The sequence below is a fragment of the Homoserinibacter sp. YIM 151385 genome (genome assembly GCF_027912415.1).
In the GTDB taxonomy this organism is placed as follows: domain Bacteria; phylum Actinomycetota; class Actinomycetes; order Actinomycetales; family Microbacteriaceae; genus Schumannella.
In genome coordinates this window covers 372,601-396,134 of the sequence record NZ_CP115175.1, presented here as the reverse complement: position 1 = coordinate 396,134, position 23,534 = coordinate 372,601, and the positions used below count along the sequence as shown (strand labels likewise).

The 23,534-nt window shown below is 74.9% G+C and carries 24 protein-coding genes; 9 read left to right on the top strand and 15 right to left on the bottom strand.

The window, feature by feature from the left end; all coding sequences use genetic code 11:
• Nucleotides 1-44: 44 nt before the first annotated feature.
• Nucleotides 45-2,198: a S9 family peptidase gene (locus OF852_RS01900; RefSeq protein WP_271120125.1), complete on the top strand. Its 2,154-nt coding sequence runs from the start codon at nucleotides 45-47 to the stop codon at nucleotides 2,196-2,198.
• Between the two features lie 16 nt (nucleotides 2,199-2,214).
• Here the strand turns inward: OF852_RS01900 and OF852_RS01895 are convergent, their stop codons facing one another.
• Entirely contained in the window at nucleotides 2,215-2,607 is a 393-nt protein-coding gene (locus OF852_RS01895; RefSeq protein ID WP_271120124.1) for a PPOX class F420-dependent oxidoreductase, read from the bottom strand.
• 47 nt (nucleotides 2,608-2,654) lie between these two features.
• Nucleotides 2,655-3,017 carry a DUF5997 family protein gene (locus OF852_RS01890; RefSeq protein ID WP_271121093.1) on the bottom strand — a complete coding sequence of 121 codons (363 nt, stop codon included), beginning with the start codon at nucleotides 3,015-3,017 and terminating at the stop codon, nucleotides 2,655-2,657.
• Nucleotides 3,018-3,087: 70 nt separating this feature from the next.
• Between OF852_RS01890 and OF852_RS01885 the strand changes: the two genes are divergently transcribed.
• On the top strand, nucleotides 3,088-3,636 hold the full coding sequence (locus OF852_RS01885; protein ID WP_271120123.1) for a LysR family transcriptional regulator substrate-binding protein: 549 nt from the start codon (nucleotides 3,088-3,090) through the stop codon (nucleotides 3,634-3,636).
• A 3-nt stretch (nucleotides 3,637-3,639) separates the two neighbouring features.
• Here OF852_RS01885 and OF852_RS01880 read toward each other — a convergent pair whose 3' ends face one another.
• Nucleotides 3,640-4,542: a J domain-containing protein gene (locus OF852_RS01880; protein ID WP_271120122.1), complete on the bottom strand. Its 903-nt coding sequence runs from the start codon at nucleotides 4,540-4,542 to the stop codon at nucleotides 3,640-3,642.
• 128 nt (nucleotides 4,543-4,670) lie between these two features.
• Between OF852_RS01880 and OF852_RS01875 the strand changes: the two genes are divergently transcribed.
• From OF852_RS01875 to mmuM, 3 genes are all read left to right on the top strand, one after another.
• Complete coding sequence (locus tag OF852_RS01875) at nucleotides 4,671-5,003, top strand: tryptophan synthase subunit alpha (RefSeq protein ID WP_271120121.1); 333 nt, start codon at nucleotides 4,671-4,673, stop codon at nucleotides 5,001-5,003.
• On the top strand, nucleotides 5,000-5,881 hold the full coding sequence (locus tag OF852_RS01870; RefSeq protein ID WP_271120120.1) for an aminodeoxychorismate lyase: 882 nt from the start codon (nucleotides 5,000-5,002) through the stop codon (nucleotides 5,879-5,881). The genes OF852_RS01875 and OF852_RS01870 overlap by 4 nt, the downstream gene beginning before the upstream one ends.
• A 69-nt stretch (nucleotides 5,882-5,950) precedes the next feature.
• Nucleotides 5,951-6,991, top strand: coding sequence for a homocysteine S-methyltransferase (gene mmuM / locus OF852_RS01865; protein ID WP_271120119.1), 1,041 nt, complete (start codon nucleotides 5,951-5,953; stop codon nucleotides 6,989-6,991).
• 126 nt (nucleotides 6,992-7,117) lie between these two features.
• Here the strand turns inward: mmuM and OF852_RS01860 are convergent, their stop codons facing one another.
• Together OF852_RS01860 and OF852_RS01855 are read right to left on the bottom strand one after the other, a co-directional pair.
• Nucleotides 7,118-8,647, bottom strand: a complete 1,530-nt coding sequence (locus OF852_RS01860; RefSeq protein WP_271120118.1) for a stealth family protein — start codon at nucleotides 8,645-8,647, stop codon at nucleotides 7,118-7,120.
• Nucleotides 8,644-10,755, bottom strand: a complete 2,112-nt coding sequence (locus OF852_RS01855; protein WP_271120117.1) for a DEAD/DEAH box helicase — start codon at nucleotides 10,753-10,755, stop codon at nucleotides 8,644-8,646. Before OF852_RS01855 ends, OF852_RS01860 begins: the two co-directional genes overlap by 4 nt.
• 249 nt (nucleotides 10,756-11,004) lie before the next feature.
• Here OF852_RS01855 and OF852_RS01850 point away from each other — a divergent pair, with 249 nt between their 5' ends.
• On the top strand, nucleotides 11,005-12,285 hold the full coding sequence (locus OF852_RS01850; RefSeq protein ID WP_271120116.1) for a hypothetical protein: 1,281 nt from the start codon (nucleotides 11,005-11,007) through the stop codon (nucleotides 12,283-12,285).
• Here the strand turns inward: OF852_RS01850 and OF852_RS01845 are convergent.
• The 5 genes from OF852_RS01845 to OF852_RS01825 are packed head-to-tail and all read right to left on the bottom strand — an operon-like array spanning nucleotide 12,233 to nucleotide 16,161.
• Complete coding sequence (locus OF852_RS01845) at nucleotides 12,233-12,784, bottom strand: hypothetical protein (protein WP_271120115.1); 552 nt, start codon at nucleotides 12,782-12,784, stop codon at nucleotides 12,233-12,235. The genes OF852_RS01850 and OF852_RS01845 overlap by 53 nt on opposite strands.
• A complete protein-coding gene (locus OF852_RS01840) occupies nucleotides 12,781-13,356 on the bottom strand; it encodes a hypothetical protein (RefSeq protein ID WP_271120114.1) in 576 nt (191 codons plus the stop codon). Before OF852_RS01840 ends, OF852_RS01845 begins: the two co-directional genes overlap by 4 nt.
• Nucleotides 13,353-13,955 (bottom strand): hypothetical protein, encoded by a 603-nt coding sequence (locus OF852_RS01835; RefSeq protein ID WP_271120113.1) that lies wholly within the window; start codon nucleotides 13,953-13,955, stop codon nucleotides 13,353-13,355. The genes OF852_RS01840 and OF852_RS01835 overlap by 4 nt, the downstream gene beginning before the upstream one ends.
• The gene (locus OF852_RS01830) at nucleotides 13,945-14,322 is read right to left on the bottom strand and encodes a DUF6804 family protein (RefSeq protein WP_271120112.1); all 378 of its coding nucleotides are present in this window, start codon (nucleotides 14,320-14,322) and stop codon (nucleotides 13,945-13,947) included. Before OF852_RS01830 ends, OF852_RS01835 begins: the two co-directional genes overlap by 11 nt.
• A 36-nt stretch (nucleotides 14,323-14,358) precedes the next feature.
• A complete protein-coding gene (locus OF852_RS01825; RefSeq protein WP_271120111.1) occupies nucleotides 14,359-16,161 on the bottom strand; it encodes a DUF2207 family protein in 1,803 nt (600 codons plus the stop codon).
• Nucleotides 16,162-16,196: 35 nt separating this feature from the next.
• Between OF852_RS01825 and OF852_RS01820 the strand changes: the two genes are divergently transcribed.
• Nucleotides 16,197-17,555 carry a M20/M25/M40 family metallo-hydrolase gene (locus OF852_RS01820; protein WP_271120110.1) on the top strand — a complete coding sequence of 453 codons (1,359 nt, stop codon included), beginning with the start codon at nucleotides 16,197-16,199 and terminating at the stop codon, nucleotides 17,553-17,555.
• An 11-nt stretch (nucleotides 17,556-17,566) separates the two neighbouring features.
• On the opposite strand, the gene OF852_RS01815 is transcribed toward OF852_RS01820, so the two are convergent.
• The gene (locus tag OF852_RS01815) at nucleotides 17,567-19,027 is read right to left on the bottom strand and encodes an SDR family oxidoreductase (RefSeq protein WP_271120109.1); all 1,461 of its coding nucleotides are present in this window, start codon (nucleotides 19,025-19,027) and stop codon (nucleotides 17,567-17,569) included.
• Between the two features lie 9 nt (nucleotides 19,028-19,036).
• Entirely contained in the window at nucleotides 19,037-19,456 is a 420-nt protein-coding gene (locus OF852_RS01810) for a hypothetical protein (RefSeq protein WP_271120108.1), read from the bottom strand.
• 64 nt (nucleotides 19,457-19,520) lie between these two features.
• On the opposite strand from OF852_RS01810, the gene OF852_RS01805 reads away from it, so the two are divergent.
• Nucleotides 19,521-19,880 carry a hypothetical protein gene (locus tag OF852_RS01805; protein ID WP_271120107.1) on the top strand — a complete coding sequence of 120 codons (360 nt, stop codon included), beginning with the start codon at nucleotides 19,521-19,523 and terminating at the stop codon, nucleotides 19,878-19,880.
• On the top strand, nucleotides 19,877-20,812 hold the full coding sequence (locus OF852_RS01800; RefSeq protein WP_271120106.1) for an ROK family protein: 936 nt from the start codon (nucleotides 19,877-19,879) through the stop codon (nucleotides 20,810-20,812). The genes OF852_RS01805 and OF852_RS01800 overlap by 4 nt, the downstream gene beginning before the upstream one ends.
• Nucleotides 20,813-20,837: 25 nt before the next feature.
• Here OF852_RS01800 and OF852_RS01795 read toward each other — a convergent pair whose 3' ends face one another.
• From OF852_RS01795 to OF852_RS01785, 3 genes are read right to left on the bottom strand one after another with little or no spacing between them, the layout of a single operon-like run.
• Nucleotides 20,838-22,079, bottom strand: coding sequence for an MFS transporter (locus OF852_RS01795; protein ID WP_271120105.1), 1,242 nt, complete (start codon nucleotides 22,077-22,079; stop codon nucleotides 20,838-20,840).
• Nucleotides 22,076-23,035 (bottom strand): bifunctional riboflavin kinase/FAD synthetase, encoded by a 960-nt coding sequence (locus tag OF852_RS01790; RefSeq protein ID WP_271120104.1) that lies wholly within the window; start codon nucleotides 23,033-23,035, stop codon nucleotides 22,076-22,078. Before OF852_RS01790 ends, OF852_RS01795 begins: the two co-directional genes overlap by 4 nt.
• Nucleotides 23,032-23,508 (bottom strand): hypothetical protein, encoded by a 477-nt coding sequence (locus tag OF852_RS01785; protein WP_271120103.1) that lies wholly within the window; start codon nucleotides 23,506-23,508, stop codon nucleotides 23,032-23,034. Before OF852_RS01785 ends, OF852_RS01790 begins: the two co-directional genes overlap by 4 nt.
• Nucleotides 23,509-23,534: the final 26 nt, after the last annotated feature.

Sequence of the window (23,534 nt, the reverse complement as noted above, 5' to 3'; positions counted from 1 at the left end):
CGCCATGCGGGAGCACGCCACCCGCGCGCGACTAGCCTCGGAGCATGACCGAGGCCGCTCCCCCGCTCCACCCGCCGCGCGCCGAGCGCCGCCCGACCCGCCGCGAGCACCACGGCGATCTCGTGCTCGACGACTACGAGTGGCTGCGCGCGAAGGACGACCCGGCGGTGCGCGCGCACCTCGAGGCCGAGAACGCGCACACGGCGGCCCTCACCTCCCACCTCGACATCCTCGAGGAGCTCGTCTTCGAGGAGATCCGCAGGCGCACGAAGGAGAGCGACCTCAGCGTGCCCGTCCGCGAGGGCGGCTGGTGGTACTACCGCCGCACGATCGAGGGCGCGCAGTACGGCATCCGGGCGCGGGTCGCCGCGGCCGACACGGGCGACCGCGCAGCGGACTGGACGCCGCCCGCCCTGCCCGAGGACGGCTCCGCGCCCGAGGGCGAGCAGGTGCTGCTCGACGGCAACGCCGAGGCCGCCGGCCACGAGTACTTCGGGCTCGGCAGCTTCGACGTCTCCCCCGACGGATGGCTCCTGCTGTGGGCGGTCGACACGGAGGGCGACGAGCGCTACCTGCTCCGCTTCCGCGACCTCGAGACGGGCGAGACGCTCCCCGACGAGGTCGCCGGCACCGCGGGCGGCGCGTTCTTCGACCCGAGCGGACGGCACGCCTTCTACACGACCGTCGACGCCGCGTGGCGCCCCGACACCGTGTGGCGGCACGAGCTCGGCAGCACGGGCGAGGATGCCGTGGTGCTCCGCGAGGACGACGAGCGCTACTGGGTGGGCGCCGGGCTCACCCGAAGCCGCCGGTACATCGTCGTCGAGCTCGGATCGAAGATCACGAGCGAGGTGCACCTCATCGACGCCGCCGAGCCGACGGGTGACCCCGCGGTCGTCTGGCCGCGCCGCGAGGGCGTCGAGTACGACGTCGAGCACGCCGTCCTCGACGGCCGGGATCGGCTCCTCATCGTGCACAACGAGGCGGCCGAGGACTTCGAGCTCGCGATGGTCGACGCCGAGGCGCCGCGCGGCGCGCGCACCGTGCTCGTCCCCCACGAGCGAGGACGTCGCATCGAGTCCGTCGAGGCCTTCGCCGGGCACCTCGCGCTCGAGTACCGGCGCGAGGCGCTCCCGCGCGTCGCCGTGGCGCGCATCCCCGACTCCGGGTCCGCACCCGCCTTCGAGGAGCTCCGCTTCGAGGAGGAGCTCTTCTCCGCCGGCCTCGGCGCGAACCCCGAGTGGGATGCGCCCTCCCTCCGGCTCGGCTACGGATCCTTCACGACGCCCTCCTCGGTGCTCTCCCTCGACCTCGCGACCGGCGAGCGGACCGTGCTCAAGACGCAGCCGGTGCTCGGCGGCTACGACCCCGCGCGATACACCCAGCGCCGCGTCTGGGCGCGTGCCGATGACGGGACGCGCATCCCGATCTCGCTCGTCTACCGCGACGACCTCGTCGGCGCGGGCGACGGGGCGCCCGAGCGCCCCACGCCCGTGCACCTCTACGGCTACGGCTCGTACGAGACCTCGATCGACCCCGGCTTCTCGATCCCGAGGCTGAGCCTCCTCGAGCGCGGCGTCGTCTTCGCCGTGGCCCACGTGCGCGGCGGCGGCGAGCTCGGACGCCACTGGTACGAGCAGGGGAAGACGGGCGCGAAGCGGAACACCTTCACCGATTTCGCCGCCTGTGCACGGCACCTTGTCGACACCGGCTGGACCGCGCCCGACCGCCTCGTCGCGGAGGGCGGGAGCGCCGGCGGCCTCCTCGTCGGCGCGGTCGCGAACCTCGCGCCCGAGCTGTTCAGCGGCATCCTCGCGGTCGTGCCCTTCGTGGATCCGCTCACGAGCATCCTCGACCCCGAGCTCCCGCTCACCGTGATCGAGTGGGACGAGTGGGGCAATCCGCTCGCGGACCCCGAGATCTACGCGCTCATGAAGTCGTACTCGCCCTACGAGAACGTCGCCGACCGCGCGTATCCCCCCATCCTCGCCGTCACGAGCCTCAACGACACGCGGGTGCTCTACGTCGAGCCCGCGAAGTGGGTGGCGCGGCTGCGCGAGCACGGCGCGCCCGCGCTGCTGCGCTGCGACATGGCGGCCGGCCACGGCGGGGTCTCCGGCCGCTACGACTCCTGGCGCAAGCGCGCCTTCGAGATCGCCTGGATCCTCGACCGGCTCGGGCTCCACGCGGGAGGCTGAGCCGGCGTGCCGGCCGCTACTGCTTCGTCGTCGCCTCGACGCTCATGACGAGGATGACGCGGTCGGCGCGGTCCGGCGGCGCGGGCTGGTCGGCGATGCCGTAGCGGTGCGCGAGATGGACGTAGAAATCGCCCTCGGGATCCGGCACGACCTCGACGAGGCGGCCCCGCACCTCGAGGTAGCGGAGCGGGTTCGCCGGGTCGATGAGGGAGACGCTCATCGAGGGGTTGTGCTGGAGGTTGCGGAACTTGCCGCGCGTCGTCGTGTGCGTGAAGCGCAGGTGCTCGCCGTCGAACTCGAACCACATGGGGTTCACCTGGACGGTGTCGTCGGGCCGGATCGTGCCGAGGGCGGCGTAGATCGGCTCGTCGAGCAGGTGGCGGTAGGCGTCGGGGATCACGGAGCTCATGCCACCATGCAAGCGCATCCGGCGCGATCCCGCTCGACGGCGCGGGCTCAGCGCTCGGCGCGCGCCTCGCGGGCGCGGTTGCTGAGCTCGGCCTTCTCGTCGCGGACGCGGGCCTGCGTCGCGCGCTCCGCGACGAGCCACTCGGGCTTCTGCTCGAGGAGCGCCTTGATCTCGGCGCTCGTGAGCGCCTCCACGACCCCGGCGCGGGCGAGACCCGAGGTCGAGACGCCGAGCTTCGCGGCGACGACCTGCCGCGGGTGCGGTCCCTCGCGTCGGAGCGTCTCGAGCCACTCGGGCGGCGAGTCCTGGAGCGCGGCGAGCTCGGAGCGGCTCACCGTCGACGCCTGGAAGTCCTCGGGCGCCGCCTGCAGGAGGATGCCGAGCTTCTTCGCCGCGGTCGCCGGCTTCATGGTCTGCTCTGTCACCTGCCCAGGCTAGCCCTCCCTCCTGGGGTGCGCCGCCTCCCGCTAGCCTGGGGCGGTGGCCGCACCCCTCATCGTCGGCGCCGTGCCCGGCGTCTCGCCCGCGAAGTGGCTTCGCGTCTGGGACCAGCAGCGGCGCGGGGCGCGCATCGAGGCCGTCGACGTCGCCGAGGGCGAGGTCCTCGCGCGACTCGACCCGGCATCCCCCGAGCCCGTCGAGGTCTGCTTCGCGCGTCTCCCCGTGGACGACGACGGGCTCCACGTCGTGAGCCTCTGGTCGGAGGTGCCGGTCGTCGTGGCGCCTCGGGATCACGCGATCAAGGTCGTCGAGTCCGTCACCGAGCGCGAGCTCGAGGACGAGACGATCCTCGACGGCCAGGACGGGGCCGCGCTCGACCTCGTCGAGGCGAACGTCGGCCTCGCGCGGATGCCGCAGTCGGTGTTCCGCGCCGCGAGCCGGCGCGCGCTCGTCGCACGGCCGGTGACGGACGCGCCCGAGACGCGGATCGCGCTCGTCTGGCGCCGCGGACTCCCCGAGGACCGCGAGCGGCTCGTGCAGACGCTCGTCGGCATCGTCCGCGGTCGCGGCGCGAACTCCTCGCGCTGAGCCTCAGACGAAGCGGACGGCGCCCTGGATCCGCGTCCGCAGCTCGAAGAGATCGGTGCCGCCGACCCCCACGTCCGGCAGCCCCTGCCGGAGCAGGTGCGCCATGCGCGAGCGCTCGACGAGGACGGTCGCGCTCCCCCGCAGGGAGCCGACGCGCTCGAGCGGCGTGGGCGCGTGATCGTCGGGCACGACGAGGAGGAGGGCGCTGAACTTCGCGCGCGCCTCCCGGCCGAGCGAGCGCGCCATCGCCGAGAGCTCGTGGAAGGGGCGCTCGCCCTGCAGGCCGCGGCCGATCACCTCGCCGCGTCTCAGGGCGACCTCCTCGCCCCAGTCCTCGCTCTGCACCGCCCAGAGTCCGGTCGGCCCGAGCACGACGTGGTCGAGCTTGCCGGGCGCGGTCGCGACGTCGTGCCAGATGGTGAAGCCGATGCCGAGCCCCGCCATCCGCCTGGCCGACTCCTCCTCGGCGACGGCCGCCGCGAGCAGGTGCCTGATCTCGCGCGGTGCCGAGCGCACGAGCGCGGGATCGTAGGGGTCGTCGAGGGGCGTGCCGCGGCCCATCCACTCGCGCATCTGCTCGAGGTAGCGCTCGCGGTACCAGCCGCCGGGATGGCCGCTCGCACGCGCCTGGGGGCGGGAGTCGCGCCGGGCGCGCGGCGGGGCGGGCGCCCAGCTCGCCTGCTCGGCCGCGGCGGGACGGCCGGCGTCGAAGGCGCGCCGGGCCTCCGGCGTGCCGAGCAGCTCCCAGGCGCGCTGCACCTGATCGAACTCCCCCGCCGAGCCGCCCGTGTCGGGGTGCGTCTCGCGCTGCCGGATCCGGTACGCGCGGCGCAGGTCCTCGTCCGAGGCGGTGCGCGGGACCCGGAGGATCTCGTACGGGCTCGCCGACAGGGGGCTGTCGGGCATGAGCTTCACTCCGCGAGTCGGGATGGACGGGATGCGAGCCCGAGGCTACCAAGTCCGGCCGGGGAACCGCCGCCGCCAGTCCGGGGCACACCGCGCGCCGCCCCGCCGTCGAGGCTTAGGCTCGATGCATGGCTTCACGGGATGCGGCAGGCGGCGACCACCGCCGACGCGCGAGCCTCGAGGTGCTCCGCGCCGAGGCGGGCGACGAGCGCGCCACGGTCGTCCTCGAGCGCTGCCTCGACGGTCAGGACCCCTGGGACTTCATGGAGGAGCTGCCGAGCGTCGACGAGCTCGTCGTGCTGACGCTCCGCGCCGAGACGATCGGCGAGATGGGCGGCACGCGCCCCGGTCCCGAGGTCGACTACCGCATCCTCCGCCAGATCGCGCTCGCCTACCCGGAGCTCACCGTGACGGTCTGGCAGCTCATCGGGCGACTCGGCGGCGAACGGCGCAGCGCATGAGCGCGAGCGTGCTCGCGATCCTCGACTTCGCGGCCTCGCCCGAGGGCCCGCGGACGCTCGGTCACCGCCTCGCCGATCCGGACGCGCCGCAGCTCACGGTCGCCGATCTCGCCGCCACCCGGGGGGACGGCGTCTTCGAGACCATCAGCATCGGCCGCGGCCGCCTCCAGGCGCTCGAGCCGCACCTCGCGCGCTTCGCCCGGTCCGCCGCGATGCTCGATCTCCCCGCGCCCGATCCGGGCGCCTGGCGCGACGCCTGCACCGCGATCGCGGCCCGGCTCGCGGAGCTCCCGGAGGCCTTCGTCAAGATCGTGCTGACGCGCGGCATCGAGGGCGGCGACATCCCGACCGGCTGGGCGCTCGGGCAGGCGAGCCCCGACTTCTCCGCGGTGCACCGCGACGGGCTGGCCGTGGCGCTCCTCGACCGGGGCCTCCCGCACGACGTCGCCGCGACCTCCCCCTGGCTGCTCGCGGGCGCGAAGACGCTGAGCTACGCCGTCAACCGCGCCGCGGTGCGCGAGGCCGCCCGCCGTGGCGCCGACGACGCCCTCTTCGTCTCGACCGACGGGGTGCTGCTCGAGGGTCCGGTCAGCAACCTCGTGATCCGGCGCGGCCGGCGCCTCTCGACGCCGCGTGTCGACCTCGGCATCCTCGCGGGCACGACGCAGGCCGACATCTTCCGCTGGGCGGAGCGCGAGGGCTACGAGACGGAGCAGGCGATCCTGCGCCAGGCGGACCTCGCCGAGGCCGACGCCGCCTGGCTCGTCTCGAGCGTGCGCCACGCCGCGCCCCTCCGCGCCGTGGACGGCGCCGCGATCCCGGTCGATGCCGAGCTGACGGCGCGCATCAACGCCGCCCTGCGGGCGCGCGTCGACTGACTCGGCCCCGGTGCGTCACACGACGACACCTGGCTCCGCGCGCCCGCGGCCGCGCCCTACGCTGGCGCGATGCAGGTCACCCGTGCGCAGCTCCTCGAGCGCGTGCGCGTGCTCGACGGCGGCCTCGGAACGCTCCTCGAATCGCGAGGCCACGACCTCGGCTCCGAGCTGTGGTCGGCACGGCTCCTGCTCGAGCGGCCCGAGGCCGTCCGCGAGGCGCACGCCGACTTCCTCGCCGCGGGCGCGGAGATCGCGATCTCGGCCTCCTATCAGGTGAGCGCCGAGGGGCTCTCGGCTCGCGGCCTCAACCGCGGCGCCGCGGATGCCGTCCTCGCGGCGAGCGTCCGCCTCGCCCGGGAGGCGCGCGATGCGCACGGCGGGGGGCTCGTCGCGGCATCGCTCGGCCCCTACGGCGCGATGCTCGCCGACGGCAGCGAATACCGCGGCGACTATCCGATCCGCGGCGCGGCGCTCCGCGACTGGCACCGGGCCCGCGTCGAGGTGCTCGCCGCGGCCGGCGCCGACCTCCTCGCGGCCGAGACCATCCCCTCGCTCGACGAGGTCCGGGCGATCGCGGAGGCGGTCCGCGGCACGGGCGCGGCGACCTGGATCAGCGTGACGGCGGATCGCGGCGCGCTGCGGACCGGCGAGCCCCTCGCCGAGGCCTACGCGATCGCGGCCTCGGTGCCGGAGGTCGTCGCGATCGGGGTCAACTGCTGCGATCCGGCCGAGGTCCTGCCCGCGATCGAGGCGGCGCGGGCGACCGGGCTCGCCTTCGTGGCGTACCCGAACAGCGGCGAGCAGTGGGATGCGAAGAACCGGCAGTGGATCGGCGCGCCCGGCTTCCCGGACCGGCTCGTGACGGACTGGCTGGATGCGGGCGCTCGCCTGGTGGGAGGGTGCTGTCGCGTGGGAACCGCCGAGGTCGGCGGGATCGCGGCGATCGTCGCGGCTCGCGAGCACCCGGTCCGCGAACGGCAAGAGGGCCGGCGCGATGGCCGGCCCCTGCCTGCGATTCCCCCCGCAAGTGGTGCACTGGCGGCGGTGGCTCGCGAGGTCGGATACCCCCGTATGCCGACGGATCTCAGCGAGAACCACCGCCGCCGCTAGTCCCCCAACTAGTGCGCTCCCGACGATAACGATGCACCCGCACCCCACGCGCCCCCCACTCCGGGTCACCCCCCGAGGGGGGTCCGCATGGCCCCCGCTCGGGGGTCGGGCGCGGCCTGGACGCGATCAGGCGGGCCGCTCCCAGGGCGCCGGGACGGGGAAGTAGGCCTCGAGGAAGCCGATCACGGCCGCCGTGCGCTCCTCGACGCCGATCTCGGGGCGCGAGCCGTCGTTGAGGCAGAACATGTCGACCCGTCGCTCCCGCTGGAGCCGGCGCATCTGCTCGAGCGAGCGCTCGAGCGTGGTCTCGACATACAGCACCCGCGCGCTCGTCTGCTCGACCGCCCGACCCGTGAGCAGTGCGTAGTAGTGGTACAGCGAGTTCGTGACGGAGATGTCGGTGCTCGAGCGGAAGCGGCTCGCGGCGGTGCGCGCGAAGTCCTCGGGGAGCTCGCGCTCCATCTCGGCCATGACGCTGCGCCGCAGCGGCGCCGCGCAGTGCTCGAGATGCCGCGTGATGGTCGCCCCGAAGCGCTCCGCGAGGATCGCCCGGTTGACGCGCGCCGCGTTCTCGAAGCCGCTGCGCTCCGGCGCGTTCTCGCCGAGTCCGATGCGGGTCGTCGCCTCCACGAACTTCGAGATGCCGCCCGGCGAGAAGAACAGCTCGGGTGCGACCGGCCGGCCGAAGAACATGTCGTCGTTGGAGTACAGGAAGTGCTCGCTCAGGCCCTCGATGTGGTGGAGCTGGCTCTCGACGGCGTGCGAGTTGTGCGTCGGCAGCACGCTCGGGTCGCGGAACATCTCCTCGCTGCGGACGAGCCGGACGCGGGGATGCTCGGCGAGCCAGGCGGGGCGCGGCGAGTCCGTCGCGATGAAGATCTGCCGGATCCACGGCGCGAAGGCCTCGACGCTGCGGAGCGCGTACTTGAGCTCGTCGATCTGCCGGAAGCGCGCCTCCGAGTCGTCCCCCTCCCCGACGACGTGGGACCGCATCCGCCTCGCCCGCTGGCGCTGGAACTCGGGATCGGTGCCGTCGACCCAGGAGAAGACGAGGTCGATCGGGAAGGTGACATCCGAGGCGTGGTCGGCGAACATGCCGGCGAGGGTCGGCCAGGTCCGACCGTGGCGGACCACCTCGTCGAGCACCGCCTCGCGGCGCGGCAGGGTGCGCCGGGTGATGGCGTTCTCGCGCGGCGCGAGGATCTCCTCCTCCTCGAAGCGCCAGAGCTCGACGAACACCGGGATCGTCGTCCGGAGCACGGCCGAGCCGGGCGCGGTGCGGAACCGGTCGAGCCGGAGGATCTCGCCCTTCGGCAGGCGCCCCTCCGCGGCCAGCCGCGCGTGCGCACGGCTCTGCCCGGCGCGCCGCACGGTCATCGGCTCGCGCGCGAAGCCCGCCGCGAGGGCGTCGGCGAGCTCCTCGCGACGCTCGCGGTCGACCGCGAGCACGGTGCGCCCCCGCTCGCCGCGGATGAGCAGGTAGCCGATGTCGCGCGCGTCGAGCGCCGCGCGGATGGCGCCCAGATCCTCCGCGAGCGCCTCGCCCGGTGTCGTGCGCCCGTCGAGCAGCGCGAGCCGTCCGCCGAGCTCGGCGACATCCTCGCGCGCCGCGATCCGGGCCCGCGGATCCTCGCCCGCGAGCTCCGCGCGGCTCACGCGAGCGCCTCCCGCAGGATCGACATGAGGGCCTCGAGCTGGACGGAGCCCGCCGCGGCCTCGTCGACCTCCTCGCCGTCGAGCGCGCGGGCCGCGAGGCCCGCCTTCGAGCCGATGAGGTCGGCGATGCGCGCGTCGACCGTCTGCGCCGCGACGATGCGCCAGGCGGTCACGGGGAGCTCCTGGCCGATGCGGTGCACCCGGTCGATCGCCTGCGTCTGCTCCGCATCCGTCCAGCTCAGCTCCGCGAGGACGACGTTGGATGCCGCCTGGAGGTTGACGCCGACGCCCGCCGCCGTGAGCGAGCAGACGGCGACCGCGACGTCCGGGTCGGTCTGGAAGGCGTCGATCGCGGCCTGGCGGGCCTTCGAGCTCTGCTCGCCGCGGATCGAGATCGTCCGGAGCCCGGCCGCGGCGAGATGCGCCTCGGCCTGATCCATGACGTCGATGTGCTTCGCGAAGAACACCACCTTGCCCACGTTGCGGGCGAGGTTGACGGTGTAGTCGGCGGCGGGCACGGCCTTCGCCTGCCCGATCCGGCGCACCATCGCGAAGACGTTGTCGCCCGCAGAGGACTGCTTCGACTCCTCCAGCTCGGCGTGCGCGACGACGCGGATGACGTCCTCGGGGGCCGCCTCGGGCCGCGAGGCGAGCACGCGGCGGTAGCGGTCGACGAGCCGCGCGATGAGCGCGCGCTCGGCCTCGCGGATGGACCGGCCGGCCTCCCCCTCGAGCTCGACGGGGATGTCGGCGATGCGGCGCGCGGGGATGTCGGCCGCGACATCCACCTTCTTCCGGCGCACGATGCCCATGCCGACCACCGCGCCCCGCGCCGCGGCGAAGAAGCCGGGGTCGACGGGCGTGAGCTCGGTCTCCTCGAGGCGGGCCATGAGCTGCGCCGTCGGCTGCTTCTCGTCGATCCAGCCGAGGAACTGCCAGATCATCCGGAAGTCCTCGATCTGGTTGATCAGCGGGGTGCCCGTCAGCGCGATCATGAGCGCGCCCGGGCGCCTCGAGCGGATGCTCCTCGAGAGCGACTGGACGTTGCGGCTGCGCTGCGAGTCCTTGTTCTTGATGAAGTGCGCCTCGTCGACGATCATCCCCTTGAATCCGCGCTGGGCGAGCCAGGCGGTGTGCCGGTCGAGGATCTCGTAGTTGACGATGACGACATCGGCGAAGGCGTCGAGGTCGTCGCCGTCGCCGTGCACGACGGTCGCCGTGCGGTCGGGCGTCCACTTCTCGACCTCGCGGGCCCAGTTCGTCTTCACGACGTTCGGCACGACGACGAGCAGCGGGTACGAGGCGGTCGTCCTGGCCGCGAGCAGCGCCTGCGCGGTCTTGCCGAGCCCCGGCTCGTCGGCGAGCAGGTAGGTGCGGTGGCCCTGGCGGGCGCTCTCCACGAAGCGCGCCTGGTGGCGCATGAGCTGGAGGGCGCCGGGCGCCTCGAGCGAGCGCGCCTCCGGCAGCTCCATGCTCGCGGCGCCGCCGCCGGCGCCCGACTCGAAGGCGCGGAAGAGCGGCTCGATGAGCTCCCAGCTGGCGAGCTCGCCCGAGGTCTCCGCGACCGGCTGCGTCGCGCTGAAGTCGGGCGCGAGGAACGGGTTCGAGCGCTGGAACTGGCGGACGGAGGCGGGGACGACCTGGCGCTCGGGCGCGGCCGGCGAGGGCGGCGCCTCGGTCACGACGACGAGGTCCTCGGGGGCGAGCTCGGTGCCGGCGTCGAGGAGCATCGAGCGCCGCATCTCCTGCGCCTGCGCCGACAGCGGCCCGGCATCCGTGAGGAGCTGGATGAGCGAGCTGTCGCGCGCGGCCGTCTTCGCCATGATCGTGGCGATCCCGTCGAGCCGGGTGAGCTCCTTGGTCCGCTGGGCGTCGCCGAGCTCGGCATCGCCCTTGATGCGGGCCCGCTCCTCGCGGGCGAGGACGGCGACGACACGGAAGCGCAGCCGCCCGCTCGCGTTCACCTTGCCGCGCTCGGCGGCGGACTCGATCGCCCGCACGGTGCGCGCGAGGACGGGGATGATGCCGCCCTCGTCGGCGTGCGCGCGGCGGCGCTGCGCGGGGCGGCGCGCGCCCCGGCTGGACTGCTTCTGCCCGGACTGGGCCATCGTTCTCCTCGGGTCCCGCCTGTGGGACCTGCCGTGGTCGTCCGGCTCCGGGATGGGGCCGGCTGCTCCGATCGCGACGTGCCATCGAGCGGCGACTCGATCGGACGCCCGCCGCATGCACTCGACTCAGCTCGGCTCCAGAGGGGGCTGCGCCAGACGGGGATGCGGTTCCAGACCCGGCCAGATGACCGGTGGGTGGGCTGCGCGTCCAGTCTACCCCAGAAGATGACGGTCGCTAGGATCGTGTGGATGTCGGATCGCGGGCTCCCGGCGCACGTCGTGCGCGAGACGATCACGGCGCTCGCACTCCGCTGGCCGACGCTCCTCGCCTGGTTCCTGGCGGGCTGGATCGCCCGCATCCTGCTCCTGCGGCTCGCGGGCCAGCTCGCGAACGTCGAGCCCGTCTTCGGGCTCCTCGTCCTCCCCCTCGCCGTCCTCGCCCGCCTGGCGAGCTACGTCGCGATGTTCCTGGTCGCGCGCGACGCGCTCCCCGCGCTCGACCGGCTCGACGATGCGGCACACGGGGCCGCCGCGGGCGCTCGGCCGGGGATCGCGGTCCGGCTCCGCGAGGACGGCCGACGGCTCGGCGAGGGCGTCCTGGATGCGATCCTGCCCTTCTTCCTCATCTACGCGGCCTGGGCGATCATCGACGAGGACATCGTCGCCTACGCCCGCTCCGCGCTCGATCAGATCGACTACGACGTCGTCTCCCCCGGCCGCGGCCCCCTCTCGGTCGGGATCAGCGTGCTCAGCGTGAGCATGGTCGTCGTCGCCTTCGCGCTCCGGCTCGTGCTCCGGCGCGTCCAGGCGCGGGTGCCGCGCTGGACGGGCGGCATCGCCGTCTACCTCGAGGCCGTGTGGGTGCTCGTCACGGTGCTCGTGCTCCGCACCCTCTTCGCGGGGGTCCCGGAGTGGCTCGCGACCAGGCGCATGCTCGCGCCGATCGTCGAGGGCTGGGAGTCCCTGCGCGACTCGAGCGGTCCGCTCGGCCAGGCGATGGACGCGCTGGGGCCGGCGCTCGGCGTGCTCGGCGACGCGATCCTCCTCCCGCTCGCCTGGCTCGCGCTCGCGGGCGTCGTCTTCGCGGGTGCGCTCGAGCGCGCCGACAGCTCGGCCGATCCCCGCACGATCGCCCGGCTCCGGGAGCGCGTCGCCTCGCTCCCCCGCGCCTGGCGGACCGCCCTCGTCATCGCCACGGAGGAGATCCTCGAGCGCTGGGAGCCGGTCCGCCGCGTCGCGACGCTCGCCTGGCGCGCGGGCGTCCTGCCGATCGGCGTGTTCCTGCTCGCCTTCGCCGCCGTGCAGGCCGGCGGCGCGTGGCTCGACCTCGGCATCTCGCGCCTCCTCGGCCCCCACGACCTCGCCTGGTGGAACGGCACGGCGGGCACGGTCGGCCTCCTCGTCGAGCTCGTCGTGACGCCGCTGCAGATCGCGGTCGTCGCGGGCGCGCTCTCGGCGATCGCCCGGACGGCGGAGCTCAGGACGCGAGCTCGAGCCGCAGGGCCCGCGGCAGCTCCTGCAGGTCGCTGATCTCCAGCTCGACGCGCTCCGCCGCGTCCGCGGGGAGGACGAACACGGCGTCCAGCTCGAAGGGCGCGGCGCTCCCGCTCGGGCAGAAGCTCTCGACGCCCTCCGGCGGGCGATAGCTCGTCGAGTCGAAGGACGCGGTCGCCCAGCGCGTCTCGACGCCGCCGCCCGGCTCGACGAGCTTGAGCGTGCAGGGCAGGACGCCGCGCTCGGCGGCGTCGCCCGGCTCGACCTCGAGGCGCGCGACGAGGAGCACGGCGTCCTCCGCGACCTCGAGCTCGGCGCCCGCCGCGCTCGACCCCGCGATCCGGCTCACCTCGAGGACGCGGAATCCGGCACCGCCGAGCGCACCACGGTCGCCTGCCGCGACGCGCGCGACGTCGACCGGCTGGGACTCGCGGTACGGCACCCAGTCGATCGCGAGCGTCAGCGCCACCGCGGCCGCGCCGAGCACGCCGACGAGCGCGAAGGGCAGCCGCTGCTCGCGCAGCCACCCCATCACCAGCCGCTCCGCTCGGGCTCGGCGAGCTCGACCCGGCGCTCGCGGTCGACGGCGGAGAGATCGACCGGGATCTCGATGCTCGAGTCGAGCCGGGGATCCGAGCGGCCCGAGACCGCGATCCGCGCGCCGGCGCCGTGCGCCTCGAGCGCCTCGAGCGGCACCTCGAAGACGAGGGCGCCCGACTCCGGCAGTCCGGGCTGGAGCGGGCTGCTCGCGATCGACAGGCCCGGCGGCCGCGGCGAGGCCTGGAAGCGGAGGTCGCCGAGCAGGAGCGCGCCCGTCACGCCGCCCGGGTTCGCGCGGGCCTCGGCCGTCACCTCGGCGACGACCCAGGCGCCCGAGGTCTCGCCCGTCCACAGCGGGCCGGCGACGGCATCCGCGACCCGGACGCCGTCGAGGCGGACCGCGAAGGTGCGCCCCTCGCCGATCTCGCCCGGCGCGGCGCCGCTCGCGAAGGTCGAGGTGAGGGCGACGTCATCGGGCGTCGTCGCCGTCGCGAACACGGCACCGGCCGCGAGCAGGAGGGCGATGCCGAGCGGGGCGGTGCGGCGGCCGAGCGATCCGCCGCTCATCCCGTCGCCTCGATCTCGAGCGGCACGCGCGCGCCCACGCGCGGGTTCAGCCAGATCTCGCCCGCGCCCACCTGCGAGCGGGCGCGGTCGCGGTCGATGATCGCCACCTCGACCTCGTCGCCGGCCGCCGCATCCCCCTCGGCGATCTCCCACACGTAGGCGAGACGGGCCGGGATGCCGGGCTGGAGCTCGGGGAAGGCGCCCGGGTCGTCGAGGAGCACGAGCGAGCCGGGGCGCGCGGGCTCCTCGAGCGGCACCCCGGAGAGCCGGAGGAGGTCGCTGCGACCCGGCTGCGTCTGCTCGAGCCGGTTCTCGAGGCGCACGACGACCGCGAGGTAGGCCCGTCCCGAGTCGGCCTCGAGCGTCGTGCCCGGCCGCAGCCGCGAGAGCTCGACCCGCTCGACGGAGCTCGCGAACTGCGCCGACTCGTGGACCTCGCCCGGCTCGAGCACGGGCGCCTGGCGCTCGCCCCGCGCGACCGTGTCCCACCCGCCGAGCGGCCAGGCCGCGAGGGCGGCGAGCACGACGAGCGCGAGGATGCGCACCGCCCACGGGATGCGAGCCAGGCCGCGCCGGGGCGCGACCGGCTCAGCGGCCACGCGCCGCCCCCGGCCGCTGGGGCCGGGCGTCGGGGTTCGGGGAGCGCACGAGCACCCCGACCGCGATGAACACGATGATCGCGAGGTACTGGGCGCCGAGCCACAGCTCGCCCTCGAGGGGCAGCGGGTAGACCGGGTTCCAGATCACCGCGACGGCGAGGAGCAGCGGCAGCGCCCACCAGGCGCGGGCCTGGAAGGCGAACCAGCCGACGATGAGGGCGAGGATCGCGACCGCGAAGCGGATCACGAGGAACGCGCCGCTCTCGATGAGCGCGACGCCCACGAGCAGCACGATCGCCGCGAGGATGCTCGGGGCGAGGGCGAGTCGGCGGAGGGCGGGCTCGCCGTAGCGGTTCGTGCTGCTCATCGGCCCCAGCCTACGGCTGTCGTGCCGCGCCGTCGCTCAGACGCCGCCGCCACCGCCGCCGCCGCCTCCCCCGCCCGCCGATCCGCCGCCGGAGGAGCCGCCGCTCGACGAGCTCGCGGAGATCGTCGCGGCGACGCTCGAGGTGACGCTCGAGGACAGCGAGCCCACGCCGGAGGCGAAGGCCGCCGCGTGGAACGGGCCCGTGCCGTGGTACCAGGACGGCGGCGCCTCGCCGTAGTGCTCGCCGAGCACCTCGGCCCAGCGCCGCTCCTGCCCGAAGAGCACCGCGTAGGGCAGCAGGGCCTCGTGCAGGTGCAGCACCCGGGCGCGGTCCTCGGCTGCGATCGGACGGCGCTCGGCGCCCTCCGGGCTCTGGAGCACGCGGATGCGGTCCTGCTCCGCCATGCGGATGTAGAGCTCGAGCCCGCGCAGGTGGTCGCGCAGCTCGGCCCCCTCCGCGCTCAGCGGCGTCTTCGCGACCAGGACGCCGGCGCCGACGAGCAGCAGCGGACCCGCGATCATGAGGGCGACCACGTGCGGCGCGCCGCGGAGCTCGTCGAGGAGGATCGCGCCGAGGACGAAGCTGAGGATGCCGCCGAGCACGGCCGACCCGAGCGACGCGACGACGCCGCCCGCGGGGTAGGACCGGCGCCAGCCGGCCTCGCGCGGGACGCCCGACTGCGTCGTCATGAGCCTGCCGACGCGCTTCGCGAAGGCGCCCGAGCGATCGCCGAGGTCGAGCGACTCGCCCGGTCGGGGGTCGCCGCCGAGCACCGCCCGCGTGTCCTCCTCCCAGCCCGCGGGCACGGCCCCGCCCAGGATCTCCGCGCGGTAGGACGGCTTCCGCCCGCCGGTCACCTCGACGAGGCGGAGGACGCCGGCGACCGCGAGACCGAGCAGCAGCGCGGTCGGCGCCTTCGAGCCCTTGCCGAGGAACAGCGCGGCACGGAAGGGCGAGAGCCCGCGCGGCGGCGCGTACTCGGCGACGACGACGGGGCGGCCCGGGGCGTCCCGGAGCGGCCCCAGGCGCGCCCGGAGCGCCAGCCCCGCACCGAGGAGCGCGAGCGCGCCCGCGACGAGCTGGAGGACGCCGAGCGGGGACGCGAAGGGACTCGCGTCGCGCTGCGCGAAGGAGCCCTCCGGCATCCCGATCGCGATCGTCGCCGTCTCTCCCGGCCCGAGCTCCGCCTCGTCGACGCGGACGAGCGTGCGCCCGTCGTCGAGCTCCTCCGTCTCCGCCGCGCACTCGGCGCTCGCCGCCGCGTTCCCGCGGTAGCAGCGGACGGCCTCCACGGGCACCCCTTCGGGCAGCGTCACCGTCGCGCGCACCCGGTCGAAGGGCTGCGCCCAGCCGTCGCCGTTGAGATCCCAGTACAGCTCCTGCCGCCCCTCGTCCGGCACCTCGAGCAGCACGTCCTCCTGCACCGTCGTCACGACGTACTCCTGCGTGCCGTGGACGTAGTCCTCGCCGCGGATCGTCACGCTGCGGATGTCGTCGTCGTCATCCTCCTCGAAGTCGCGCGGGCGACCCTCGCCGTCCTCGACGGCGACGACGCGGAGCGAGGTCGGCCGCCCCTGGTAGCGCTCGGGGATGAGGACCCGGATGCCGCGGTTCTGATCGATCTCGGGGAACTCGGCCGTGTAGCGGGCGGTCGTCGTGAGCTGCGCGCGCCCGTCGGGCAGCCGCTCGAGCTCCAGCTCGGCGTCGTAGCCCGAGAAGCGGAAGTCGTCGACGTCCGCGCGCACGGCCGCGGCCGGCGCCGCCGGCAGCGCGATCGCGAGCAGCGCCGCCGCCGCGCCGAGGAGGGTCAGGACGGATCGAGGTGCGCTCGGCTTCACCCGGTCGACGCTACCGCGGGCCCTAGGCTCGTGCCATGGACGAGGCGGGGATGTCGGATCGCGGCGGCGAGGCGGGGGCCATCGAGCGGTTCCGGGCGCTGCTCCGCATCCCCACCGTGTCGCGCCGCGCCCCCGAGCCGACCGACTGGTCGGCGTTCGAGGCGTTCCGTGCGGAGCTCGCGCGGTGCTATCCCCTCGTGCACGCCCGGCTCGAGCTCGAGCTCGTCGCGGGGCACAGCCTGCTCTACCGCTGGCCCGGGCTCGAGGTGGGCGACCCGACGCTCCTCATGGCGCACCAGGACGTGGTCCCCGCCGGCGAGGACGGGTGGAGCCATCCGCCCTTCGCCGCCGAGCTCGTGGGCGAGGGCGCCGAGCAGCGGATCTGGGCGCGCGGCGCGATCGACGACAAGGGCATGCTCGTCGCGATCCTCGAGGCCGTCGAGGGCGCGCTCGCGGACGGGCTGCGGCCCCGGCACGACGTGCTCCTCGCCTTCGGCCACGACGAGGAGATCGGCGGCACGGGCGCGGCGGCCGTCGCCGAGCTGCTCGAGGCGCGCGGCATCCGCCCGGCGCTCGTGCTCGACGAGGGCGGGGCGATCGTCGAGGGCGTCTTCCCCGGCATCCGCGAGCCCCTCGCCGTCATCGGCGTCTGCGAGAAGGGCATCGCCTCGGTCGAGCTCGCGGTGCGGCAGCAGGGCGGCCACGCCTCGACGCCGCCCGAGCTCACCGCGACCGCGCGGCTCGCGCGCGCCGTGCTCCGCATCTCGAACCGGCCCGCGACGGCGGCCCTCTCCGAGCCGACGCTCCGGATGCTCGAGACCCTCGGCCCCCTCGCGAGCGGGGTGCAGGGTCTCGCCTTCCGCCACGCCCGCCGCCTGCGCCGCCCGCTCATCCGGATCTTCGAGCGCCTCGGCCCCGAGACCTCGGCGATGGTCCGCACGACGCGCGCCGTCACGCGCCTCAGCGGCAGCGAGGCCGACAACGTGCTCGCGGAGCGGGCGACCGCGATCGTGAACCTCCGGGTCGCCGTCGGCGAGACCCTCGAGCAGGCGCTCGCGGAGCTCCGCCGGGCGATCGACGACCCGGAGGTGGAGACGACCCTCGTCGAGGGCGGCGAGCCGGCACCCGTCTCCCCCGACGCCGGACCCGCCTGGGATCGCATCGCCGCCTCGATCGCGGCGGTCGCGCCCGGGGTCGTGCCGACCCCCTACGTGCAGCTCGGCGCGAGCGACAGCCGCTGGATGTCGCGCGTGAGCCGCCACGTGTACCGCTTCAGCCCCTTCGAGCTCGAGCGGGCCGAGCGCGACGCCCTCCATGCGATCGACGAGCGGATCCGCGTCGCCACCTGGCTGCGCGGCGTCCGCTTCTTCCGCGCGCTCCTCGAGCGGAGCTGAGCCGGGCGACCCTACTCCGCGGGAGCCTCCGCCGCCGCCGTGATGCGGTTCGCCATCCCCGAGAAGATCACCCCGTGGAAGGGGAGGATCGCGTACCAGTAGAGGCGACCCGAGAGCCCGGCGGGGAAGTAGACGGCGCGCTGGCGGTAGACCGAGCCGCCGTCCTCCCCCGGGTCGCAGCGCAGCTCGAGCCAGGCGCGCCCCGGCAGCTTCATCTCCGCGCGGAGCCGCAGCAGCCTCCCGCGCTCGATCTCCTCGACCCGCCAGAAGTCGAGCGCATCGCCGCGCTCCAGCCGCGAGCGGTGCCGGCGCCCCCGGCGGAGCCCCACCCCGCCCACGAGCTTGTCGGCCCAGCCGCGCAGCGCCCAGGCCAGCGGCAGCGAGTACCAGCCGTTCTCGCCGCCGATCCCCTCCACGACCTCCCAGAGCCGCTCCGGGGATGCCGTGGAGGCCTGCTCCCGCAGGTCCGTGTAGACCGTGTGCCCCGACCAGTCTGGGTCGCTCGGGATCGGGTCGCTCGGCGCGCCCTCGACATCCGAGTCCTGCCAGCTCGTCTCGACCTGCCCGAGACGGACCTTGTCGAGCGCGAGCCGCACCGCGCGCCGGTAGCCCGTGAGGCCGCCCGGCGGGTCCGGGATCCAGCGCTCGATGTCGTGCTCGCGCACGACCGCGTCGTGCTGCAGCGAGGAGATGATCGGCACCGCGAGCGCGCGCGGGATGGGCGTCACGAGGTTCACCCACTGCGAGGCGAGGAAGGGCGTGAGCACCGGCAGCGTCGCGATGGGCCGCTGCGGGAGGCCCGCCTCGAGGGCGTAGCCGTTCATCATCTGGCCGTAGCGCCACACGTCGGGTCCGCCGATGTCGAAGGTGCGGCTCACCTCGGGCGGCAGCTCCGCCGCCTCGATGAGGTAGTAGAGCACGTCGCGGACCGCGATCGGCTGCACGAAGTTGCGCACCCAGCGCGGCGCCGGCATGTACGGCAGCACGTCGGTGAGGTGCCGGATCATCTCGAAGCTCGCCGAGCCCGAGCCGATCACGATCCCCGCCTGCAGCGCCGCCGTCGGCACGCCCGAGGCGAGCAGGATGTCGCCGACCGCCTTGCGCGAGCTCAGGTGCTCCGAGAGCGGCCCGTCGGGGTGGAGCCCGCCGAGGTAGACGATGCGCGAGAGTCCCGCGCGCGCCGCCTCGCGGGCGGCGATGCCCGCGACCCGCTTCTCCGCGCTCGCGAAGTCCCGCGTCTGCGCCATCGAGTGCACGAGCCAGTAGAGGACCTCGCGGCCCGCCATCGCGCTGCGCACGGCGTCCGGGTCGGCGAGGTCGCCCTCCACGATCTCCACCTGATCCGCCCAGGGGACGTCGCGGAGCCGCTCGGCGTCCCGCACGATCACGCGGACCTCGTGGCCCGCCTCGACGAGGCGAGGCGCGAGACGGCCGCCCAGGTATCCGGTCGCGCCGGTCAGGAGGATCCTCATGCCGCGAGGCTAGATCCTGCGGGCCTGCCGGAGGTGCTCCTCGAAGGCGACTCTCTGGTCGCGCTCCCACTCCGCCCAGTTCACGGGGAAGCCGTGCAGCAGATCCTCGAGCTGGTCGAGGCGGGTCTGCCAGGTCGCGACGACGAGCGCGTCCTCCACGCCCGCCGTCGGCGCGATCTCGAGGAGGAGACGGGTGGATCGCTCGCGCGGGCCGCCGCGGACCTCGCGGAGGCGGATGCGGAGCCGGCCGAGCACGCGGGAATCGACCTCGAGGCGGCGGCGGTCGCCCGGCGGCTCCGAGCCCTCGGGCACGAGCCGCTCGACGGGGTGGAGCCAGCCCTCCACGAGCACCGGGTCGACGAGCGCCTCCCAGACGATGTCGGCGGGGAGCTCGACCGTGCGCCCCACCTCGATCCAGTGCTCGCTCACATCCTCAGCCTAGGCAGGCCCGGGGACACCGGCGCGCCGCCGGGTCGGCACTACGCTGGACGGCATGCCTGCAGCGTCGACTCCGCGATCCGGCGCGCGTCTCGCGATCGAGCTCGTCGTCGGGATCTCCCTCAGCCTCCTGCTCGTGGGCGTCTCGCTCGCGCTCCTGCTGAACCTCTCGCTGCTCTCGCAGAGCGCCGACTGCAGCGAGGTCGGCTGCGACCCGGGCCAGCTGGCCGTGATCCTCGTCGTCGGGGCGGCCGTCATCGTGTTCGGCGCCGCGATCTCGATCGGCCTCTTCATCGTCCGGCTCATCCAACGGCGCTGGGCCTTCTACTGGCCGGCGATCGGCCTCGGGATCGTCGTCCTCGCGATCTTCCTCGTCTTCTGGGTCGTCGGCCTCTGGGCGGAGGCCTCGCTGTGACGCAGCCGCTCGCACTCGGCGTCGACCTCGGCGGCACGAAGATCGAGGCGGCGCTCGTGGACCACCACGGCCGTCTGCTGACCGGCACCCGCTTCCGGCAGCCGACCGGCCCGGCCGCGAGCTCGGAGCAGCTCGCCGCCGCCGCCGAGCGGGTGGTGCGCGATGCGCTCGCGGCACTGCCCGAGGACGCCGAGCTGCTCGGGGTCGGCATCGGCTCGGCCGGGCCCATCGAGGTCGCCGAGGGCCGGGTCTCGCCGCTCAACCTGCCGGCCTGGCGCGGCTACCCGCTCCGCGAGCAGATCGCCGCGCTCGTCCCGGATGCGCCCGTGACCCTCCAGATGGACGGCATCGCGATCGCCCTCGCCGAGCAGTGGATCGGCGCGGCCCAGGGATGCGACGACGTCATGGGCATGGTCGTGTCGACGGGCGTCGGCGGCGGGCTGATCCTCGGCGGCAAGACGATCGCGGGCCCGACGGGGAACGCCGGGCACATCGGCCATCTCGAGGCCGCGGGCTTCGACGACCCCTGCGCCTGCGGCGGCCGCGGCTGCCTCGAGGCGATCGCCTCCGGCCCGAACACGGTCGCCTGGGCGCGACGGCAGGGCTGGGGCGGCGCGACGGGCGAGGACCTCGCGGTCTCGCACGCCGCCGGCGACGAGGTGGCGATCGCCGCGGTCGCCCGCGCCGGGCGCGCGGTCGGCCAGGTGATCGCCTCGGCGACCGCGCTCGTCGACCTCGAGGTCGTCGCGATCGGCGGCGGCTTCTCGCAGGTCGCCCCCGTCTTCTTCGACCACATCCGCGCGCCCATCGCGGAGCGCGCCCAGTTCGACTTCGTTCGGAAGGTCCGCGTCGTCCCCTCCGCCCTCTCGGGCGAGGGTCCGCTCGTCGGGGCCGCGGCGCTCATCCACCGCGCCGACCGCGTCCGCGGCTGAGGCGGGAGCTCGCCGCCGCGGCCGCTCAGCGTCCCGCGAGCTCCTCCTCGACCGATCGCGGTCGGTGCAGCACGACGGCCGCCGGGATCGCGAACAGGAACCATCCCGTCATGAGCGCGAGCGAGGCGGCCCAGCCGCCGGTCGCGTCGTGGAGCACCCCGATGAGGAGCGGACCGGCCGCCGCGATGATGTAGCCCGCGCGGTTCACGAAGCCGCTCACCGCGACCGCGCCCTCAGCCGTGTCGGTGCGGGCCCCCATGAGGTACATGGCGAGCGGGAACAGCAGCGGCGCGAGCCCGAGCAGCGCGACCCAGAGCCACGGGGCCGCGGTCGGGGCGATGAGCAGGCCGCCCCCGCCCGCGACGCCGAGCGCCACCGAGAGGAGGACGAGCGGTGCGACACTGCGCATGCGCGAGGCGAGCACGGGGGCGATGAAGGCGATCGGAATCCCCATCGCCGCGAACAGCGCGACGAGCGCGCCCGCCTCCGCCTCGCCGATGCCCGCGACGTCCACGAGGATCGTCGGCAGCCAGCCGAACACCGTGTACGCCGTGAGGCTCGAGACCGTGAAGATCGCGGTGATCGCCCACGCGACGCGCGACCGCTCCACGCGGAGGCGCGCGGGGGGCAGCTCGATCGATCCCGTCGCCGCCTCGTCGTGGAGGTGCGCGAGGCGGCGCCGGTTGCCCGCGACCGCGAGGATCCACGGCGGGACGGCGAGGAGCACCGCGACCGCCCAGATGCCGAGCGAGACGCGCCAGCCGGCCGCATCCGCGAGCGGGACCGCGACGAGCGGCGGGATCGTGGCGCCGATGGCCATCACGGTCGCATAGACGGCCGTCATGCCGCCGACGCGGTCCGGGAAGTAGCGCTTCACGAGCGGCGGCATGAGCACGGTCGCCGTGCCGATGCCGGCGAGCACCGCGAAGGAGCCGAGCACGAGCACGGCGCTCTCCGGCGCGACCGCGCGCCCGAGGTGCCCGAGCACCATCGCCCCCAGCGAGATGACGAGCGTCATCTCGATGCCGAGTCGGCGCGCGAGGGCGGGCGCGATGACGCCGCCGAGCGCGAAGGCGAGCGGCGGGGTCGCCCCGAGGAGCCCGATGAGCAGCGCCGGCACGTCGATGTCCTCGGCGACCCGGTCGAGGACGGGCGAGAGTCCCGCGACCGCGGTGCGGAGGTTGGCGGAGGCGAGCAGGACGCCCGCGAGCGCGACCCCGACCGGGACCCAGCGCTGCGCGGGCGAGTCGCCCGGCACGCCGGTCACGTGGTGCGCCGCGGCGGGAGCCCGAGGGCCTCGCGGATCTCGTCGTCGTCGCGCCGGAGCTGCTCGATGAGCGCCTCCGCCGACACGAAGCGGACCATGGGCCGCTGGAAGGCCTGGAACTCGACCTCGAGGGTCCGGTCGTAGAGATCGAGCTGCTGATCGAAGAGGTGCACCTCCGCCTGCCGGGCGGGCACGCCCTCGAAGGTCGGGTTGTCGCCGATCGACGCCTCGGCCCCGTAGCGCTCGCCGTCGACGCGCACCCACACGGCGTACACGCCGTCAGCCGGGAGATAGCCCTCGATCGACGGATGGAGGTTCGCCGTCGGGTAGCCGAGCTCGCGGCCGCGCTGCGCGCCGCGGACGACCGTCGAGCGGATGCGGGGCATGCGCCCGAGCAGGACCGCGGCCTCCTCGACGCGCCCCGCGTCGAGGAGCTGCCGGACGGCCGTCGAGGAGGCCCGGACCGCCTCCTCGCCCTCGCCGACCACGACATCCTCGACCACCTCGACCTCCAGCCCGTGCTCGGCGCCGATCTCGCGGAGCGCCGCGACGTCGCCGGCGCCGCGGGCCCCGAAGCGGAAGTCGTCGCCCACGAGCACGAGCCGGGCGTCGAGCGCGCCGACGAGCACGCGCTCGACGAACTCGCGCGGGCTGAGGGCGCGCAGCGCCTCGTCGAAGGCGAGCACGAGCGTCGCATCGACCCCCGAGGCCTCGAGGAGCTCGGTCTTCTGCGCGAGGCTCGCGAGCGGGGCCGGGCAGCGGGCGGGATCGAGCACGCTGAGCGGGTGCCGGTCGAAGGTGACGGCGACGGACGCCAGCGAGCGCTCGGCGGCGCGCTCGAGCAGGATCCGGAGGATGCGCTGGTGCCCGAGGTGGACGCCGTCGAACTTGCCGATCGTGACCGCCGAGGGGCCGAAGCCCGCGGGCACCCGTTCGACGCCCTCGAAGACGCTCACGCGGCGACCTCCTCGCTCGCGTCGGCACGGCGCCCGGCCGTCGAGCGCGAGCGCAGCCAGAGGAGGCCGAGCACCGGGAGCGCGAGCGGCACGAGCAGGTAGCCCGCGCCGAACCAGCTCCACACGGTCGCCTGGCGGCCGAAGGGGCTCGGGTCGGTGATGCCGAGCAGCTCGGGCGCCGCCGCGGAGATCGCGCCGACCACGAGCACGCCCTCGAGCTCGAAGCCGATCGCGATCCAGGCGACGCGCCCCCAGACCGGCCCCGGCGCCACGAGCGCGACGGTCGCGACGAGGTAGACGAGGGCCGCGAGCGCCGAGAGCGAGAAGGCGACCGGCGCCTCCTCGAAGCGGTCGAGGATCTGCGTCACGGACCGGCCGGTCGCCGCGAGCGCGAGGATCGCGTACACCGCGACGAGGACGCGGCCGAGCCCGGTGGCGCGCGTCGAGCGGCGGGGTGCGGCGGAGCTGGACATCGTGTCAAGCGTAGCCCCGCGCGGCC